A 14,396-nucleotide genomic window follows, 5' to 3' on the forward strand; every position below is an offset into this window, starting at 1 on the left:
ACTGACGCAATGTCCTGGGCGGGGTCGACGGAGGGCCCACCGCGGGGCCCACGGCGGGGATGGTGACGGGGGTCGGCGCTGCCGGGTCGGGCGGGGATCGGCCATGATGGGGGCAACCGCTTCACGAGGTCTTTCCGGGGGCCGCCGGGGGCGTAACACGAGCGTAAAGAGCAGAGGTGAGACTGTCCCCATGGGCAAGCAGCAGCAGTTCGTGCTTCGGACGCTCGAAGAGCGTGACATCAGGTTCGTCCGGCTGTGGTTCACCGACGTGCTCGGGTTCCTCAAGTCGGTCGCGGTGGCGCCAGCCGAACTGGAGCAGGCCTTCGAGGAGGGCATCGGCTTCGACGGTTCGGCGATCGAGGGATTCGCCCGGGTGTACGAGTCCGACATGATCGCCAAGCCGGACCCGACCACCTTCCAGATCCTGCCGTGGCGCTCGGAGACCCCGGGCACCGCCCGGATGTTCTGCGACATCCTGATGCCGGACGGCTCGCCGTCCTTCGCCGACCCCAGGTTCGTGCTCAAGCGCACCCTGGAGAAGGCCTCCGATCTGGGCTTCACCTTCTACACCCACCCGGAGATCGAGTTCTTCCTGCTGAAGAACCTGCCCGGCGACGGCACCCCGCCGATCCCCGCCGACCAGTCCGGCTACTTCGACCACACCCCGCGCGGGGTGGGCCACGACTTCCGCCGCCAGGCGATCACCATGCTGGAGTCGATGGGCATCTCGGTCGAGTTCTCGCACCACGAGGGCGCCCCCGGCCAGCAGGAGATCGACCTGCGCTACGCCGACGCGCTCTCCACCGCCGACAACATCATGACCTTCCGGCTGGTCATGAAGGAGGTCGCGCTGGAGCAGGGCGTGCACGCGAGCTTCATGCCCAAGCCGTTCTCCGAACACCCCGGCAGCGGCATGCACACCCACGTCTCCCTCTTCGAGGGCGACCGCAACGCCTTCCACGAGTCCGGCGCCGAGTACCAGCTGTCCAAGGTCGGCCGCTCCTTCATCGCCGGCCTGCTGCGGCACGCCGCCGAGACCGCCGCCGTCACCAACCAGTGGGTGAACTCGTACAAGAGGATCTGGGGCGGCTCCCAGCGCACCGCCGGGGCCGGCGGCGAGGCACCGTCCTACATCTGCTGGGGCCACAACAACCGCTCGGCGCTGATCCGGGTGCCGATGTACAAGCCGGGCAAGCAGGGCTCCACCCGCATCGAGGTCCGCTCCCTGGACACCGGCTGCAACCCGTACCTCGCCTACGCCGTCACCCTCGCGGCCGGCCTCAAGGGCATCGAGGAGGGCTACGAGCTCCCGCCCGGCGCCGACGACGACGTGTGGGCGCTGTCCGACTCCGAGCGCCGCGCCCTCGGCATCCAGCCGATGCCGCAGAACCTCGGCGAGGCCATCGACCTGATGCAGCGCAGCGAACTCGTCGCCGAGACCCTCGGCGAGCACGTCTTCGACTTCTTCCTGCGCAACAAGAAGCACGAGTGGGAGGAGTACCGCTCCGAGGTCACGCCGTTCGAGCTGCGGAAGAACCTTCAGGTTCTCTGATCATCTGTCAATCGGTGCGGGTGGTGTGCGTCCACGCACGTTAATCCGTTGGGCCAACGGGGTTACTCTGCAGCGGTGCGAGCCGTGGAGGGGTGAGGGAGAGGCGTATTCAGAAGATCCGTTTTGCGGATCATCCTGGAGTGTCATGCGTACTCGAATCACCACCCTGGCCCTGTCCGGACTGACCTCGGCCGCCCTTGTGTGGGGTGCCGGCTCCGCGGCCTTCGCCTCGTCCTCCGTCGACCACCGCGAGGGCGCCGCATCGGCGGCGGCCCAGGGTGAGTGGGTCGACGGGCTCCTCCGTCAGGCCGCGGAGGGCAGCGGCAGCACCACCCAGGCCTGGACCTTCGGCAGCCGCGACGCCGTCCCGGCCAAGCTGGCGGCCCGTCAGCCCAACCGGACGGACGGCGACACCGCCCCGGCGGCCGGCGCTCAGGCGCCGGCCGCCGCCGAGGCGGTTCGGCCGGCCGACGAAGGAACCGGGCAGGCCGAGGAAGGAACCGAGCAGGACGAGGAGGGCCAGCCGGGCGAGGACGACGCCGAGCGCGGCCGGGGCGGCGGCCAGTCGCCGACGCTCGGGTTCCTCGACGAACTGAGCGAGCTGAACGAACTGTCGGGCCTCACCGCCAAGCACTGCCACCACCACCAGCACCACCACGCCTGCCCCTGCCCCCCTGGCGACCACGGCGGTCACGGAGACCACGGTGACCATGGCGGTCACGGTGACCATGGCGGGAACGGCGGGAACGGCGGGAACGGGGGCAACGGCGGGAACGGGGGCAACGGCGGCAATGGGGGGAACGGCGGGAACGGGGGCAACGGCGGCAACGGCGGGAACGGTGGGGGCGGCGCCCCGCAGAGCCAGTCCCAGACTCAGAGCCAGTCCGAGGCCCAGAACCAGTCCCAGTCGCAGAACGGTCAGCAGGCCCAGGACCAGAACGTCAACGTGACGGTCGTCGTGCAGAACACCATCAACAACAGCCTCGACAACAGCGCGAACAACACCGCCAGCAGCAACGCCAACAACTCCGCGGCCAACTCCGCGAGTAACACCGCGAGCAACTCCGCGCAGAACACGGCGAACAACAGCCAGTCGGCCTCGCAGTCCAGCAACAACTCCAACAACAACTCCAACGTGAACAACGCCAAGTACGGCGCGGGGACGGTGCACAGGCCGACCCACCAGGGCCACGGAAGCCACGAGGGCAACCAGGGCAACCAGGGCAACCAGGGTCACCACGGCAACCACGGCAACCAGGGCCACGAGGGCCACGAGGGTCACCAGGGCAGCCACGCGGAGCAGAACGGCGGGCACCACGGGGAGCTGGCCGAGACGGGGAGCGAGACCTCGCCGGCCCTGCTCGGCCTCTCGGCGGCGTTCATCGTGGCGGGCGCGGCGGCCATGCGGATCGGTCGCCGCCGTCGTTCCTCCTGACCGGGTCGGAGCATGCGGTGACTGACGGGCGGTGCGTACGGCGCACCGCCCGTCAGTCGTGTGATGGTCGGACGGGCTCAGCGCAGCTCGGCGGGCGGCGTGCGGCCCGGGTCCATCGGCTCCTCGCGGACCAGACTGCCCCAGACGGCCATCCGGTACAGCGAGGTGTAGACCGGCGTGCAGGTCGTCAGGGTGATGTAGCGGCCCGGCTCGCTGTACGGGGAGCCGACGGGCACCGGGGCGATGACACCGATGTCGTCCTTGGACGTCTCGGGCAGCGTGGCGTCGACGCGGTAGACGTACCAGCGGTCCCGGGTCTCCACGACCAGCGGGTCGCCCGGCTTCAGCCGGTCCAGGTCGTGGAACTTCGCGCCGTGCCCGTCGCGGTGGGCGGCCAGGGCGAAGTTGCCCCGGGCCTCCCAGGGCATGGCCGAGCGGTACGGCGTCGTGTAGGCCCCGGCGACCCCCTTCGCGAGGGTGTCCCCGTCGGCGCCGACCTCGATCAGCACCTGGTAGCCGGCGCCCAGGGCCGGGACGTGGAGGAATCCGATGGCGTCGCCCGGGCCGAACGGGGGCGGGTCGGTGGCAGGCGGTGCGGCGTCGGTCGGCGCGGGCGCGGTCGGCGCGGGAGCGTCGGCCGGTGGGGCCGCCGGGGCCGTCCGGGCCGGAGCCGACCAGGACTGGCGCAGCCGCTCGGCGGAGAGGCCCGACTGCCGGTCGGCCGTGAGGTTCGTCCACCAGAGGGAGTGGACGATCAACAGGGCGAGCAGCACACCGACGGTGAACAGCAGGTCGCCGAGCACGCCGATCGCGAGTCGGAGGGGGCGTCGGCGCGGAGCTCGCCGCTCGGCCGGGTGCTCGGTCGCCATGGGTCGTCCCTTCGGGCGGGAGTGCGGGCGGGAGTGCGGGCGGGAGTGCGGCAGAGCCGCGGGGCGACCGGCCGGGACCGGCCGGCCATGCGTACTCCACCGCGCCCCCGAGCCGACGGGCAAGCCGACACGCCACGCCGCGCCCCGGAGCCCGCCCCGGAGCCGATCTGTCCCGGCCCGAGGGCGACGGCAGGGCGCCGGGCGCGTCCACCCGGCGGTCGCGCCCGGCGGCGGCCCGTGCGGGCGCGTAACCTGCTGGGGCGGACGGATGGAGGGGCCGATGGCGGCGGTGGAGGAGCAGCGGGCCGGGAGCCGGGTCAGCCGGCCGGAGAACCGGCTGGTCCGGCGCGGGTTCAGCGACCCGGCGCGGGCGGTGCGGCTGTTGGAGGGCCCCGGGCTGGAGGGCCTGGCCGACGACCCCCTGCTGCTGGACGCGCTCGGCGCCACCGCCGACCCCGACCTCGCGCTGCTCGGCCTGGCCCGGCTGCTGGAGGCCGCCGACGAGGCCGACCGGCACACCCTGCGCGACACCCTCACCACCTCCAAGCCGCTGCGCGACCGGCTGCTGGGCGTGCTCGGCGTCTCCACCGCGCTCGGCGACCATCTGGCCCGGCACCCGCACGACTGGCACGTGCTGGTCACCTTCGAGTTGCGCGACATGCACCCCGGCCCGGAGGACTTCCGCCGCGCCCTCGCCGAGGGCGTCCGGGACGACGGCGCCCGCGGCCCGGCGAACGCGCTGCGGGTCGCCTACCGCCGCTGCCTGCTCGCCATCGCCGCCCGCGACCTCACCGGCACCACCGACCTCGCGCAGACCGCCGCCGAACTCGCCGACCTGGCCGGTGCCACCCTCCAGACCGCCCTGGACCTCGCCGCCGAGCAGGACCCGGAGGCCGCCGCGGCCTGCCGGCTCGCGGTGATCGGCATGGGCAAGTGCGGCGGCCGCGAGCTCAACTACGTATCGGACGTGGACGTGGTCTTCGTCGCCGAGCCGCGCGAGGGCGTGGACGAGCACGAGGCCGTCAAGGCCGCCACCCGGCTGGCCGCCGCCCTCACCCGGCTGTGCGCGGACACCACCGGCGAGGGCACCATCTGGCCGGTGGACGCCAACCTGCGCCCCGAGGGCCGCAACGGCCCGCTGGTGCGCACCCTGGCCAGCCACCTCGCCTACTACCAGCGCTGGGCCAAGACCTGGGAGTTCCAGGCGCTGCTCAAGGCCCGCCCGGTCGCCGGGGACGCGGAGCTCGGCGCCGCGTACGTGGAGGCGCTCGCCCCGTTGGTCTGGCAGGCCGCCGCGCGGGAGAACTTCGTCACCGACGTGCAGCAGATGCGCCGCCGGGTGGTCGACTCCATCCCGGCCACCGAGCTGGACCGCCAGCTCAAGCTCGGCCCGGGCGGGCTGCGCGACGTCGAGTTCTCCGTCCAACTGCTCCAGCTGGTGCACGGCCGCACCGACCCGGCGCTGCGCAGCGGCAACACCCTGGAGGCGCTGGCCGCGCTCTCCCGGGGCGGGTACGTGGGCCGGGCGGACGCCGCCTCGCTGGACGCCGCGTACCGCTTCCTGCGCTCGCTGGAGCACCGCATCCAGCTGTACCGGCTGCGCCGCACCCACCTGATGCCCACCGGGGCCGAGGACCTGCGCCGGCTGGCCCGCTCACTGGCGGCGCTGATCAACGACGACACCCGCGCCGACCCGGTGGCCGCGCTGCACCGCGAGTGGAAGCGGCACGCGATGGAGGTCCGGCGGCTGCACGAGAAGCTGTTCTACCGGCCGCTGCTCGACGCCGTCGCCGAACTGCCGCCGGGCGCCACCGGATTGACCCCGGACGCGGCCCGGGCCCGGCTGGAGGCGCTGGGCTACGCGGACCCGGCCGCCGCGCTGCGGCACATCAGCGCGCTGGCCTCCGGGGTGAGCCGCAAGGCCGCGATCCAGCGCACCCTGCTGCCGGTGCTGCTCGGCTGGTTCGCCGAGTCCGCCGACCCGGACGCCGGGCTGCTCAACTTCCGCCAGGTCTCCGACGCGCTCGGCCGTACCCCCTGGTACCTGCGGCTGCTGCGGGACGAGAGCGCCGCCGCCGAGCAGCTGGCCCGGGTGCTGTCGGCCGGCCGGCTCGCCCCCGACCTGCTGCTGCGCGCCCCGGAGGCGGTGGCCATGCTGGGCGACCCGCAGGGGCTGGAGCCGCGCGGCCGGGCCGCCCTGGAGGGGGAGATCCTGGCCGCCGTCGGCCGGGCCGGGTCCACCCACGCGGCCGTGGCCGCCGCCCGCTCGGTGCGCCGCCGGGAGCTGTTCCGCACCGCCGCCGCGGACGTGCTCGGCCGGCTCGGGGAGGACCCCGCGGAGGCCCTGGACACCGCGGGGGAGGCGCTCACCGCGCTCAACGCGGCCACCCTGGGCGGCGCGCTGCGCGCCTGCGTCGCCGGGTGGGAGGCCGAGCACGGGGACCTGCCGACCCGGATCTCGGTGATCGCGATGGGCCGCTTCGGCGGCCACGAACTGGGCTACGGCTCGGACGCGGACGTGCTCTTCGTCCACGAGCCGCTGCTCGGCTCGCTGGAGGAGGAGGCCGCCCGCGCCGCCCAGGCGGTCTGCCACGAGCTGCGCAACCAGCTGGGCGCTCCGTCCACCGAGCCGCCGCTGCTGGTCGACGCCGACCTGCGGCCGGAGGGGCGCAGCGGCCCGCTGGTGCGCAGCCTCGCCTCGTACGCGGCGTACTACCGGCGCTGGTCGCACGCCTGGGAGAGCCAGGCGCTGCTGCGGGCCGAGCCGGTGGCCGGGGACGAGGAGCTGGGTCTGCGGTTCCGGCGGCTGATCGATCCGCTGCGCTACCCGGGCGGCGGGGTGCCGGAGCGGGACCTGGTGGAGATCCGCCGGATCAAGGCGCGGATCGAGGCCGAGCGGCTGCCGCGCGGGGCCGACCCGACCACCCACACCAAGATCGGCCGGGGCGGGCTGGCGGACGTCGAGTGGACGGTGCAGCTGCTCCAGCTCCAGCACGGGCACGAGCTGCCGGCCCTGCGCACCACCCGGACCAGGGCGGCGCTGGCGGCCGCCGTGGCGGGCGGACTGGTCGAGCCGGAGGACGCCGAGGTGCTGGACGCGGCCTGGGTGCTGGCCTCCCGGGTGCGGGCGGCGGTGATGCTGGTGCGCGGGCGGCCCGGGGACAGCTTCCCGGGGGAGGCCCGGGAGCTGGCGGGGGTGGCCCGCTACCTCGGGTACAGCTCCGGGCACAGCGGGGAACTGCTGGACGACTACCGGCGGACCACCCGGCGGGCCCGCGCGGTGGTGGACCGGCTGTTCTACGGCGCCGGCTGAACCCGGGCCCGTCCACGGCTTCCGCCGGTACGCGAAAGGGGCCCCGCACGGGGCCCCTCAAGTCTTCGGACTAACGCCGCGCGCTGCTGACCGCGGGCTCGCTCCACTGCTCCGGGACGGTGACGGGCTGCTCGGCCACCGTCTCCCGGGCGGGCACCCTGGGCAGTCTGTAGACCCACTCGTGGTACAGCCAGCGGGCGGTGAGGAAGCCCAGTGCCAGGCAGAGCTCGCCGCCGACGGCGTCCATCCAGAAGTGGTTGGCGGTGGAGACGATGACCACCAGGGTGGCGGCCGGGTACATCAGGCCGAGCGCCCGGACCCACGTCCGGCGGGCCAGGAAGAAGATCGCCAGGCCGCACCACATCGACCAGCCGATGTGCATCGAGGGCATCGCCGCGTACTGGTTGGAGACGTGCGCGGCGGGGCCGGAGGCCATCGAGCCCCAGGTGCCGTGGGTCTTCACGGTGTCGATGAAGCCGCCGTCGGTCATCAGCCGGGGCGGGGCCAGCGGGAAGAAGTAGAAGCCGACCAGGGCGATCCCGGTGGTCACGAACAGCACCGAGCGGGCCGCGACGTAGCGCCCGGGGTGCCAGCGGTAGAGCCAGACCAGCACGCCGATCGTGATCACGAAGTGCAGCGTCGCGTAGTAGTAGTTCATCCCCGTGATGAGCCATCCGACGCCGTCCACGGCGTGGTTGACCGAGCGCTCGACGGCGATGCCGAGGTGCTGCTCCAGGTCCCAGATCCAGCCCGCGTGCTTCTGGGCTATCGCTTCCTGCTCGGGAACCGCGTTGCGCACGATCGAGTAGATCCAGTAGCTGATCCCGATCAGGGCCAGCTCGAACCAGATCCGCGGCCTGGCCGGGGACCGGCGCTGGGCGCTGACGCGGCTGCGCAGAGCGGCGGTACGGGACTGGGCGGCACGGGTGGTTCCCTCGGACAGGCGGCCGGGGACGGCCTTCGCTGCGTCGGAACCGCCACCACTGGCCGCGTCGGCGCGCCCGGCGTCGCCTCGCTGGATCTCGGTCGGTTCCCCCATGGACGGCAAGTCTGCCAGACCGCTCGTAGCCGTCCGCTCATCCTCTGGAAGTGGATTCTTCACCGGCTGTCCCCCTTGAGGGCTAGGGGCCGGCTGCCACCGGGGTAGGGGGTGTTCGGGGGTTGGGTGCATACCGGTGGGACGGACATACGTCCCATTGTCACGCCCGCCGCCCCGGGGGCGTAATCGGGGTGGCCGGAGACGGTGGCCCACCTGGAATCTCCTGCCACGAAACCGTTTCTGCATCTTGCTGAAACATATTGCAGGCCGCTAGCTTCCTGGGAAATCGATCGCCCCTTCCCCTAAGGGAGCCCTCAGTGGCCGATGCCCCGCCCCGCCCCCGACGGAGCAGATCCCCCCGCCGCAGACCACCAGGCCGCACGGCCGTCCTGCTGGCCGCCGCACTGACCGCCGCCACCCTCGGCGGCGCCCCGGCGGCCCTCGCCGCCGCCCCGCCGGCCCCGCCGTCGGACGCCGCGCTGGCGGCCACCGCCGGGCGGCACGACCTCACCCGGGAGCAGTTCTACTTCGTCCTGCCCGACCGCTTCGCCAACGGCGACGCCGCCAACGACACCGGCGGCATCACGGGCGGGCGGCTGGAGAACGGCTTCGACCCCGCCGACAAGGGCTTCTACCACGGCGGCGACCTGGCCGGGCTGATCCAGCGGCTCGACTACATCCAGAACATGGGCACCACCGCGATCTGGATGGCCCCGATCTTCCGGAACAAGCCGGTGCAGGGCAGCGGGGCCGACGCCTCGGCCGGCTACCACGGCTACTGGATCACCGACTTCACCCAGGTCGACCCGCACTTCGGCACCAACGAGCAGCTCAAGGAGCTGATAGCCAAGGCGCACGCCCGCGGCATCAAGGTCTTCTTCGACGTCATCACCAACCACACCGCCGACGTCGTCGACTACGCCGAGAAGCAGTACGGCTACCGCTCCGCCGGCGCCTACCCGACGCTCGACCCGGACGGGAACCCGGTGGACGAGACCGCCGTCGCCGACGCGGGCGCCCCCTGGCCGCGGACCACCAAGGACTCCTTCCCCTACACCCCGGTCTTCCGCACCCCGGCCGACGCCGGGGCCAAGACACCGTCCTGGCTCAACGACCCGGCGCTCTACCACAACCGGGGCGACTCGACCTTCGTCGGCGAGTCCGCCACCGAGGGCGACTTCAGCGGCCTGGACGACCTCGACACCCAGAACCCCAAGGTGGTGAAGGGCTTCGAGAAGGTCTACCAGCAGTGGGTCAAGGACGCCGGCGTGGACGGCTTCCGGATCGACACCGTCAAGCACGTCAACATGGCGTTCTGGCAGCAGTGGGCGCCCGCGCTCAAGGACTACGCCGCCAAGCAGGGCAACCGGAAGTTCTTCATGTTCGGCGAGGTCCACTCCGGGGACCCGGCGGTCACCGCGCCGTACGTCACCAAGGGCAGGCTCCAGGCCACCCTGGACTTCCCGCTCCAGAGCGCGGCCCGCTCCTACGTCTCCCAGGGCGGCTCGGCGCGGAGCCTCGCCGACGTCTACGCCCAGGACTACCGCTACACCGGGCCCGACACCGACGCGTACGAGCTGCCGACCTTCCTCGGCAACCACGACATGGGCCGCTTCGGCTCCTTCCTGCTCGCCGACAACCCGGGCGCCGACGACGCGACCCTGCTGCGGAAGGACCGGCTCGGCAACGAGCTCCAGTTCCTCACCCGCGGCCAGCCCGTCGTCTATTCCGGCGACGAGCAGGGCTTCACCGGCGCGGGCGGCGACAAGGACGCCCGGCAGGACCTGTTCGCCTCCAGGACGGCCTCCTACAACGCCGACCGGGTGCTCGGCGGCCCCGCCGGTCCGGCCGACCGGTACGGGCAGGACGGCGAGCTCTACCGCGGCATCGCCGGGCTGGCCGAGCTGCGCCGGACCAACCCGGCGCTGGCCGACGGCGCCCAGATCGAGCGGTACGCCGCCGACGGCGCGGGCGTGTACGCCTTCTCCCGGATCGACGCCGGGCAGCAGGTCGAGTACCTGGTGGCGGTCAATAACGCCACCGAGGCGAAGACCGTCACCCTGGACACCTTCTCGGCGGGGATGGGCTTCGACCGGATCTACCCGGCGGCCGGGGACCGGATCACCAGCGGCGCCGACCGGAAGGTGACCGTCACCGTGCCGGCGCTCTCCTCCGTGGTGTTCAAGGCCGGCGCCCGGCTGGCGGCCGTCGGCGCCGCGCCGCGGATCTCGGTGCAGCCGCCCGCGGACGGTTCGACCGGGCTGGTGACGCTCGGTGCCCGCGTCGACGGCGGCGGCTTCGACCGGGTGAGCTTCGCCGCCCAGATCGGCAACGGGCCCTGGCAGACGCTGGGCACGGCCGACACCGGGAAGTACGCGGTGACCCAGGACCTCGGCGCCGTCGCCCCCGGCACGGTCGTCCGCTACAAGGCCGTCGTGCAGGACTCCAGCGGCCACCTGCGCTCCGCCACCGCGAGCTTCACCACCGGCACCCCCGCGCCGAAGCCGGCGCCCACCGCCGGCTCCCGCCCGTACGCCGTCGTCCACTACAACCGACCGGACGGCGACTACGACGGCTGGAACCTCTACGCCTGGGGCGACCTCGCCGACGGCGAGGCCACCCAGTGGCCGGCCGGGCACGCCTTCACCGGGCGGGACGCGTACGGCGCCTTCGCGTACGTGCGGCTGAAGCCGGGCGCCTCGGACGTCGGGTTCGTCGTGGAGAAGGACGGCGTCAAGGACGTCGACGCCGACCGGCACGTCGACGTCGGCAGTACCGGTGAGGTGTGGCTCAGGCAGGGCGACCCGGCGGTGCGCACCGCCGACCCCGGCCCGACGAACACCCAGCCGCCGAACACCGCCGTCATCCACTACAACCGGGCCGACGGGGATTACGACGGCTGGGGCCTGCACGACTGGACCGGCGCCGCCACCCCGACCGACTGGGGCAAGCCGCTGACGCCCGCGCGCCGCGACGCCTTCGGCGCCGTCTTCGAGGTGCCGCTGGCCCCCGGGGCGACCAGTCTCAGCTACATCCTGCACAAGGGCAACGACAAGGAGCTGGCCGCCGACCGGTCGCTGGACTTCGCCGTCAACGGCAGGGAGGTCTGGATCCTCGGCGGCCGCGAGGACTACCTGCTGCCGCAGAACCCGGCCGCCTCCTCGCAGATCGACCTCACCGGCGCCAAGGCCCAGTGGATCGACGCGAGGACCGTCGTCGTCCCGGCGAACTACGGCGCGGGCGACGAGGCCCTGGCCGGCGGCACCAGCGCCCAGCTGGTCTACGACCCGGCGGGCGGCATCACGGCGGACAAGGGCGCGCTGACCAAGCCCGGCCGCTGGCTGCGGCTCAGCCCGGTCAAGGGCGGGCTGACCGACGCGCAGAAGGCCGCCCACCCGCACCTGGCGGGCTACCGGGCCTTCACCGTCGACCCCCGGGACGCCGCCCGCGTCCCGGCCGCGCTGCGCGCCCAGCTGCTGTTCACCGAACACCTGCCCAGCGGCGCCGTGCTGGCCGCCACCGGGGTGCAGATCCCGGGCGTGCTGGACGACCTGTACGCCGGACGGACCGGCAAGGTGGACTTCGGACCGGCCTACTACAACGGCAAGGTGGCGCTGTCGCTCTGGGCGCCGACCGCGCAGGAGGTCTCCGTCCAGGTCTTCGACAGCGCCACCGGGGGCACCCCGAAGATGCTGCCGCTGAAGCTGGACGACGAGACCGGGGTCTGGGAAGTCGTCCGCGACAAGGGCGAGTTGGACGGAAAGTACTACCTGTACCAGGTGAAGGTCTGGGCGCCCTCGACCCGGCAGATCGTGGTCAACACCGTCACCGACCCGTACGCGGTGGCGCTGTCCACCGACTCGAAGCGGAGCCTGGTCGCCGACCTCGACGCCAGGGAGCTCAAGCCGAAGGGGTGGGACGACCACGCCCGCCCGCAGGCCGTCCCGCCAGCGCGGCAGCAGATCCAGGAACTGCACGTCCGGGACTTCTCGGTCGAGGACCCCACCGTCCCGGCCGCCGAGCGCGGCACCTACCTGGCGTTCACCGAGTCCGACTCGGCCGGGATGCGGCACCTCCGGGAGCTCGCCGAGGCCGGGGTGACCACGGTGCACCTGCTGCCGACCTTCGACATCGCCACCGTCCGGGAGGACCGGGCGGAGCAGAAGCTGCCGGCCTGCGACCTCAAGTCCCTTCCGGCGGACGGCCCGAAGCAGCAGGAGTGCGTGGCGGCCGTGGCCGCCGAGGACGCGTACAACTGGGGCTACGACCCGCTGCACTACAACGTGCCGGAGGGCTCCTACGCCACCGACCCGAACGGCACGGCCCGTACGGTGCAGTTCCGGCAGATGGTGCAGGCGATGCACGCGGCCGGGCTGCGGGTGGTGCTCGACGTGGTCTACAACCACACCGCCGCCAGCGGCCAGGCCGAGCACTCGGTGCTGGACAAGGTGGTTCCCGGCTACTACCAGCGGCTGGACGCCGACGGCAAGGTGACGACGGACAGCTGCTGCGCCGACACGGCGCCCGAGCACGCCATGATGAACCGGCTGGTGGTCGACTCGGTGACGCTGTGGGCCCGTGAGTACAAGGTGGACGGCTTCCGCTTCGACCTGATGGGCCTGGACCCGAAGTCCACCATGCTGGACGTGCAGTCCGCGCTGCGCCGGATGACGCCGGACTCGGACGGCGTGGACGGGAAGAACGTCCTGCTGTACGGCGAGGGCTGGAACTTCGGCGTCGTCGCCAACGACGCCCGGTTCGAGCAGGCCACCCAGGCCCACATGGCCGGCACCGGCATCGCCACCTTCGACGACCGGATCCGGGACGCCGCCCGCGGCGGCAACTTCATGCTGAACTCCGCCCCGCAGCAGGGCTTCGCCTCGGGCCTGTACAGCGACCCGAACGGCTCGGCCGCCAACGGCACCCCGGAGGAGCAGAAGGCCCGGCTGCTGCACCAGATGGACCAGCTGAAGGTCGGACTGACCGGCAACCTGGCCGGCTACTCCTTCACCGACAGCTCCGGAAAGGCCGTCACCGGCGCCCAGGTCGACTACAACGGCGCCCCGACCGGGTACGCGGCCAAGCCGGGAGAGGCGGTGGAGTACGTGGACGCCCACGACAACACCGACCTCTTCGACGCGCTCGCGTACAAGCTGCCGACCGGCACCGCGCCCGCCGACCGGGCCCGGATGCAGGCGCTCGGGCTCTCGCTGACCACGCTCACCCAGGGCGCCGGCTTCGCCCAGGCCGGCAGCGACCTGCTGCGCTCCAAGTCGCTCGACTCCAACTCCTACGACTCGGGGGACTGGTTCAACGCGATCCACTGGGACGCCGCTGACGGCAACGGCTGGGGCCGCGGCCTGCCGACGGCGAAGGACAACCAGGAGCAGTGGGCGGCCGCCCGGTCCCTGCTGGCCGACCCGAGGCTGACGGTGGGCGCGGCCGACGTCCGGGCGGCCTCGGCGCAGTACCGGGAGTTCCTGCGGATCAAGCAGTCCTCGCCGCTGTTCTCGCTGCCCACCCTGGCCGACGTCCAGCAGCGGCTCTCCTACCCGCTCTCCGGTACCGCCGGTGAGACGCCCGGGGTGATCACCCTGCACCTGGACGGCACCGGGCTGCCGGGGGCGGAGAAGGGCATCACGGTGGTCTTCAACGCCACGCCGACGGCGCAGGCGCAGACCGTACCGGCTCTGCGGGGCACCGGGCAGGCGCTGCACCCCGTCCAGGCGGGCGGGGCGGACCGGGTGGTGCGGGAGGCCGGCTTCGACGCCGCGACCGGCACCTTCACCGTGCCGGGCCGCACCGTGGCGGTGTTCGTCCAGCACTGATTCGTACACCCCGACAACTCCCGGGCTCCGTACCACCCTTCAGGTGGTGCGGGGCCCGGTCGCGGTCCGGGGGGCGGTCCGGTTCCGTTCCGGACACACAATGGCCGGAAAGCATCGGTGGCACGGCCGGAACTGTGACGTGCCGGGTCCATCGGGCGCTGCGGGCCACCCGCCGGTGCCCGGCGCGGCCCTGAGTGCTGGTCACCGACCGCCGGTAGTGATCGAACTTTACTCGGGGCATGAAAACCGTGTTCACGAGTTCGTCAGGGGGTAACACAACTGACGGACCGTCCTGCATACGGTTTCGGTAATGAATCGGCCAATCCGTGGCATGCATCTGTCATTAACGGCTCGTTTGCT

Annotated in this window: 6 protein-coding genes; 4 read left to right on the forward strand and 2 right to left on the reverse strand. The window is 72.7% G+C overall.

Annotation, left to right across the window (positions count from 1 at the left end; genetic code table 11):
* The first annotated feature begins 190 nt into the window (after positions 1-190).
* Both ACZ7RU_RS02310 and ACZ7RU_RS02315 read left to right on the forward strand, forming a co-directional pair.
* Positions 191-1,552, forward strand: a complete 1,362-nt coding sequence (locus ACZ7RU_RS02310) for a glutamine synthetase family protein (protein WP_387748720.1) — start codon at positions 191-193, stop codon at positions 1,550-1,552.
* Positions 1,553-1,697: 145 nt separating this feature from the next.
* Positions 1,698-2,987 carry a hypothetical protein gene (locus tag ACZ7RU_RS02315; RefSeq protein WP_470339074.1) on the forward strand — a complete coding sequence of 430 codons (1,290 nt, stop codon included), beginning with the start codon at positions 1,698-1,700 and terminating at the stop codon, positions 2,985-2,987.
* 77 nt (positions 2,988-3,064) lie between these two features.
* On the opposite strand, the gene ACZ7RU_RS02320 is transcribed toward ACZ7RU_RS02315, so the two are convergent.
* On the reverse strand, positions 3,065-3,856 hold the full coding sequence (locus ACZ7RU_RS02320) for a class E sortase (RefSeq protein WP_470339075.1): 792 nt from the start codon (positions 3,854-3,856) through the stop codon (positions 3,065-3,067).
* 280 nt (positions 3,857-4,136) lie between these two features.
* Between ACZ7RU_RS02320 and ACZ7RU_RS02325 the strand changes: the two genes are divergently transcribed.
* Positions 4,137-7,169 carry a bifunctional [glutamine synthetase] adenylyltransferase/[glutamine synthetase]-adenylyl-L-tyrosine phosphorylase gene (locus ACZ7RU_RS02325; protein WP_470339076.1) on the forward strand — a complete coding sequence of 1,011 codons (3,033 nt, stop codon included), beginning with the start codon at positions 4,137-4,139 and terminating at the stop codon, positions 7,167-7,169.
* Positions 7,170-7,239: 70 nt separating this feature from the next.
* Here ACZ7RU_RS02325 and ACZ7RU_RS02330 read toward each other — a convergent pair whose 3' ends face one another.
* On the reverse strand, positions 7,240-8,208 hold the full coding sequence (locus ACZ7RU_RS02330) for a phosphatase PAP2 family protein (protein WP_470339077.1): 969 nt from the start codon (positions 8,206-8,208) through the stop codon (positions 7,240-7,242).
* 317 nt (positions 8,209-8,525) lie between these two features.
* Between ACZ7RU_RS02330 and pulA the strand changes: the two genes are divergently transcribed.
* Positions 8,526-14,036: a pullulanase-type alpha-1,6-glucosidase gene (pulA, locus tag ACZ7RU_RS02335; protein ID WP_470339078.1), complete on the forward strand. Its 5,511-nt coding sequence runs from the start codon at positions 8,526-8,528 to the stop codon at positions 14,034-14,036.
* The last annotated feature ends 360 nt before the right edge of the window (positions 14,037-14,396 follow it).

This window comes from Kitasatospora sp. NPDC114501, assembly GCF_055633695.1.

What these genes read in the sequence shown, in the direction of transcription:
- ACZ7RU_RS02310 (WP_387748720.1), top strand. Translation starts at nt 191, where the DNA reads ATGGGCAAGCAGCAGCAGTTCGTGCTTCGGACGCTCGAAGAGCGTGAC.
- ACZ7RU_RS02320 (WP_470339075.1), bottom strand. Translation starts at nt 3,856, where the DNA reads ATGGCGACCGAGCACCCGGCCGAGCGGCGAGCTCCGCGCCGACGCCCC.
- ACZ7RU_RS02330 (WP_470339077.1), bottom strand. Translation starts at nt 8,208, where the DNA reads ATGGGGGAACCGACCGAGATCCAGCGAGGCGACGCCGGGCGCGCCGAC.
- ACZ7RU_RS02325 (WP_470339076.1), top strand. Translation starts at nt 4,137, where the DNA reads ATGGCGGCGGTGGAGGAGCAGCGGGCCGGGAGCCGGGTCAGCCGGCCG.
- ACZ7RU_RS02315 (WP_470339074.1), top strand. Translation starts at nt 1,698, where the DNA reads ATGCGTACTCGAATCACCACCCTGGCCCTGTCCGGACTGACCTCGGCC.